At 71.7% G+C, this 4,261-nt stretch carries 5 protein-coding genes; all 5 read right to left on the bottom strand.

Features of this window, described 5'->3' with window-relative positions:
• The coding region (locus ACE3OU_RS18670) for a TraC family protein (RefSeq protein ID WP_374243062.1) at positions 1-271 on the bottom strand (271 nt) is incomplete at its 3' end.
• Positions 272-310: 39 nt separating this feature from the next.
• A complete protein-coding gene (gene traV / locus ACE3OU_RS18665; protein WP_374243061.1) occupies positions 311-1,033 on the bottom strand; it encodes a type IV conjugative transfer system lipoprotein TraV in 723 nt (240 codons plus the stop codon).
• On the bottom strand, positions 1,030-1,950 hold the full coding sequence (locus ACE3OU_RS18660; RefSeq protein WP_374243060.1) for a DsbC family protein: 921 nt from the start codon (positions 1,948-1,950) through the stop codon (positions 1,030-1,032). The genes traV and ACE3OU_RS18660 overlap by 4 nt, the downstream gene beginning before the upstream one ends.
• Complete coding sequence (locus tag ACE3OU_RS18655) at positions 1,937-3,388, bottom strand: TrbI/VirB10 family protein (RefSeq protein WP_374243059.1); 1,452 nt, start codon at positions 3,386-3,388, stop codon at positions 1,937-1,939. Before ACE3OU_RS18655 ends, ACE3OU_RS18660 begins: the two co-directional genes overlap by 14 nt.
• 2 nt (positions 3,389-3,390) lie before the next feature.
• Positions 3,391-4,206, bottom strand: a complete 816-nt coding sequence (locus tag ACE3OU_RS18650; RefSeq protein WP_374243058.1) for a type-F conjugative transfer system secretin TraK — start codon at positions 4,204-4,206, stop codon at positions 3,391-3,393.
• Positions 4,207-4,261 lie beyond the last annotated feature (55 nt).

Here is a 4,261-nt window from a genome sequence, read left to right as displayed (position 1 = left end):
TCGAGTACAGCGAGATCAGCACCTCGGCCATGCGGTCGTCGGCACCCGACTGCGGCATCAGCTCGAGCATGAAGCCCAGGCTGTCGCGGTTGACGAAGAGCTTCTCGTCGGCGAGGTAGGCCGAGTACGGCAGCCAGGACGCGAACTGTTCGACCGGCGTGTCGGGAGGCGAGCCCAGGCCCAGCCAGCCCAGGCTGCCATGGCCGGGGCGGCTCCCGCCGGGACGGGCGGCGGATCGGATCGAATCGGACAGGGCGAACGGAGTGGGCATGGTGTGTGCCTCGCAGGGAATACCGGATGAGGTGCCAGGTCAGTCGTTGGGTTCGTTGCCACGAGGATCGACGGGCATCTGCGGCCGGCCCGCCGGAGGTGTCAGGCCGGGCAGGGACAGCGAACCACTCGGTTGATCTGCCCGACCCGACTGGTTCGATGTCCTGGGGTCGCGCGCCTCGGTGGCGCCGCCTGCAGGACGTCCGGATGTGGGCGGCGGAGGCCGCAGGGGCGCGTAGGCATCGCGGATCTGCCGCTGCGCGTGCTCGACGAGCCACTGGCCGTCGTCGACCCGGACGTAGACGTAGCCCTGGTCGTGGAGGTCGCGATCGGCGTCTTCCCAGGGCTTGAACCAGAGCCGCAGGATGCGGGCCGACGACCGGAGCGGCATGGCCGTGGGCGAGGGCGGCGCCGATGGCGACACGGCCATGCGGGAGGCTGCCGCGCCTGCAGCGCCCGCTGCGGCTGCGCCGGTGATGCCCTCCGTCGCGCGCGGAGCTTGCGGCGTGCCTGGGCTGGCACCGGCCGTTCGCCGCTGACTCGGCAGGTTGTTCTGAACGGCATTGGCGTAGGTGCCGGAGACGGAGTCGCAGGTCACGCCGTCCGGGGCCTTGCAGGCATAGCTGGAGCTGCCGCTGAGACCGCTCATGCTCATGCAGCCGCTCAGCATCCAGGCCAGCAGCACCGACGCCGCGGCCAGTCCGGTGGCTGGGGCAGCACGCGCTGTCGGAGCTGCGTGGAGCACGACGGCGGGCTTCTTCATGGCTTGCCCCCCGCCTCCTTCGACACCTGCTGGAGGCGAGCGAGCAGCACGGTCCGGTCGACGTAGCCGTCGGTTCGGGTTCCGTCCGCCCAGACCAGGGTGGGTGTGCCCTGGACGGCGAGGCGTTGCGCGAGCGCGAGGTTGCGGTCGAGCGGGTTGTCGCACTCCGGGGCACGCGGGGCTGCCGGGTCGCCCGCCGGCCTGAGCAACGAGGTGTCGCCCTGCAGCATGAACTGGTGCCAGGCCTTCTCGCGGTCCGCCGCGCACCAGATCGAGACCGGGCGCGCGCGGCCCTGGAAGGGCACCAGGAAGGTATAGATCGTCACGTCGTCCAGGACGGCCAGCTCGGGCTCAAGCCGGCGGCAGAACGAGCAACCCGGGTCGCTGAAGACGGCGATGCGACGGTGCTCGTTGCCGCCGCTGCCTCGCACGGTCTTGATCGCGTCGGCCAGCGGCAGCTGGTCGAAGGCGATGGGTACGTCGGGAGCCGGCATCCTGTCGGCCTGCGCCGAGGGAAGGCCCGCGCCGGGCGCCTGACCGGCCTGCGCAGCGACGGTGGCCGCGCGAGCCAGTCTGGGGCCGGTGAGGTCCTGCATGGTCTGGGTGTCGAAGACCCGGCCGAAGATGAAGTAGCGCGGATTCCGCGGCGACACGTAGGCCACGTTGCTGTTCATCCAGACCTCGTACAGGCCGGCCACGGGCGAGCGCTGCACCTGCGTGAACTGGGTGCCGGGGTGTGCCTTGCGCAGTGCGGCCAGCAGCCGAGCCTCATCCGAGGCGGCGGCGCCGGCGTGACCTGCGGCAACGGCCGCCAGACCGGCGACGACCCAGGCCGCGGGCCGGTGGCGCAGGCCGGCAGCACGCGGGGCAGGGGAGGGAAACGCAAAGCCTGGCGAGGGCTTGTCAGTCGTTGGCATCGTCGGAGACCTCCGGGTTGCTCGGTCGGACTGCAAGGGGCGCGGCGGCAGCGGCGCTCATCGGCACGTCGATGCGGACGCCCTTGGTGATGACGACATCGATCTCACGGCCGGCGTCGACCTCGATCACGGGAAAGGTGTTTTCCGCCAGCTTGATGTAGTACTGGGCGAGCCGGTCGAGCGCGCGGCCGACGCCGGTGCCGAGCCCAGCCCGGTAGGCGTCGGCACCCGAGGCGCTGGTGATCGTTCCCAGCGGTGAGGTGCTGACGTTGGTGGATGAGGTGGCGAGGCCCTGGCCGATGCCGCTGACCACGCCGGCCAGCAGGGCGTTGGCCAGCATCTGGCCCTGCTTGGTGACCAGCCGGCCGCGCATGCCGACCTTGCCGTCCTCGCCGTAGACGCTGCCCTGGATCTTCACTTCCAGGGTCGCGCCGTCGGCGCGGACACACGAGAGGTTCTCGGTGCGGAGGTAGGCCCGTTCGGAGCTGATGTCGCCGTAGCCAGCCGCGATGACGAAGCACTCGCGGTACTCGCCACGGAAGCGGTTGGGCAGCACCGCGTTGTCCGACAGGCGGATCAGCACAGGGTGGGGGTTGGACTGCGCCTGCCCGCCGGTGGGTGCATCCAGTCCGCCGAGCAGCGTGCCGCGCGTGAAGCTCACCGGCAGCCAGGTCGACACCGTCCGAGGCTCGGCCGCCGGTGAGCCGGCGCGCTCCGAAGTGCTGCCGCTCGTGCCGGGGACGCCTTGCATGCTGCGATCCACCAGCGTGACGCGGCTGATCGCAGGTGCCACCGGCGCCGCCGGTGCGGGGTCGGCCGTCGGCAGCCCCGGCATGCCCGCCGGCAACTGTCGGCCGGCTGTGCCCGGGCCGTAGGTCGAAGGGAGCGGCAGGCTGGCCGCCGGCGGCAGCCCGGTCGGCGTCGTGCCGGCCGACACCGACGGCAAGGCAGGTGGGAGTGGTGCAGGCACGGGCGGAACCGGGGCTGCAGCGGGCGCCGGAGCGGCGGCGCCCTGAGCCGCCTGCGTCACCGAGGTCAGGCGCTGTTCCAGTTCCGCGAATCGCTGCATCGTGCGGGCCTCGAAGGCCTGGCGGTCGCGGTTGAGCCGGGTCTGCTCCTCGCGCTCGCTCTCGTACTGGGCGAGCTTGCTGCCTGCGGTGCCTACCCACTGGTCCACCGGGTTGACCTGCTGGCCGGGCGGCATGACGCCGATGTTGGTGACCGGCCCCGGCGCGCCGGCGGCGGGCTTGCGAGAGCCCGACGACGAGCCGGTGTCCGTGGACGCGAAGATCAGCCACAGCAGGCCCACGCCGGCGGCCACGATCACGCCCAGCAGCGCGAACTGGCGCTGGCGCGGCGTCATCCGCTCGGCCAGATGCGCGCCGAGGCGGGTGGCCGACTGGCGAAGGGCGGCTGCGGAGGGTGGCAGGGGCGACACCATCACTGGCCTCCGCGGCGGATGACGAAGACGTTGGTGGTCTCGCCCGGGCGCAGGTTGTGGTGCTCGACAGCCACGGCCAGCACCTGTCCACCCGAGGGGCTGTCGGGTCGGTCGAACTCCTGCTCCGCCAGCACCATCACGGCCTGGCTCACGTTCTGCAGCAGGTACCTCTCACCCACCAGACCCCGGCCCTCGTAGCGCCGCATCAGCGAGAACCTGGCTTCCGCCCAGAGCTGGATGGGCTGGTTGAGCTCGTCCACACGGATGTCGGGCGGTACGCGGTCGGACGCCATCACCAGGAGCAGCGTCTTCATCCCCCGGATGTGGTTGGGGGCGGTGCCCAGCTGTGTCTGCGAGCCCGCGGTGCCGGTCGGGGACTGCATCGCCTGCAGTGCCCGTTGGCCGGGGTCGCGGATGACGATGGTGTCGGCCGGGGTGTCTGCCTTGCGCAGCACCAGCGTGTAGGTGGCGTGCGCCGACGAGATGAACAGGTTGACCGGCTTGGGCGAGTCGCCGACCGGGCGGATGTAGATCTCGCCCTTGTCGCGGTCGCACTCCAGCACGATCTCCCCCGCGGGGTTCACGGCCGGCAAGGCGGCAGCGGGTGGGGCACCGTTGCTGCCGCTGGAAGACGGCGCGGCGGGGCTGCAGTTGCTGGAGTGGATGTTGCCGAACACGTCCGTGATCGGCGCGCCGTCGATGCGGATGCGCGTGGGCTCCTTGATCGACAGCACGGCCTCGACGGCCACGCCGTCGCGGGCGTCCAGCACCTGCAGCGCGTTGGCCGGCGCTGCGGCTGCGAGCAGGCTTGTCACGGCCGCCCATGCGGCGACCGAGCGGAACCAGCGGGGAGTCAGGCAACCGCACGCC

The organism is Zoogloea sp., assembly GCF_041908905.1.
Taxonomy (GTDB): Bacteria; Pseudomonadota; Gammaproteobacteria; order Burkholderiales; family Rhodocyclaceae; genus Zoogloea.
The sequence above is the reverse complement of the archived record's forward strand: the minus strand, read 5'-3'. Positions and strand labels throughout refer to the sequence as shown.